The sequence below is a fragment of the Mycobacterium persicum genome, from assembly GCF_002086675.1.
In the GTDB taxonomy this organism is placed as follows: domain Bacteria; phylum Actinomycetota; class Actinomycetes; order Mycobacteriales; family Mycobacteriaceae; genus Mycobacterium; species Mycobacterium persicum.
Window position 1 is genome coordinate 1 of sequence record NZ_MVIF01000364.1, and the last position, 241, is coordinate 241.

The 241-nt window shown below is 77.6% G+C and carries 1 pseudogene; it reads right to left on the minus strand.

The features are described from left to right. Positions 1 to 241: pseudogene (locus BST40_RS31010) on the minus strand (hypothetical protein); the annotation flags it as partial.

Here is a 241-nt window from a genome sequence, read left to right on the forward strand (position 1 = left end):
CCCCGCATGACCACCATTACCCCCCAGCCCGCCGATGGTCGTGGCGCTCGCCGCAGCCCCACCCGTGCCGCCGGCACCGGCGTTGCCCAACAACCAGCCACTGTTGCCCCCTGCACCGCCGGTGCCGCTGGCGAATCCGCCGGCCCCGCCGGCGCCGCCGTCGCCGACCCACAATGCGCGTCCACCGGTGCCGCCGATGCCGCCGTAGATCCCGCCGGTCCCGCCGGCGCCCCCTTGGCCC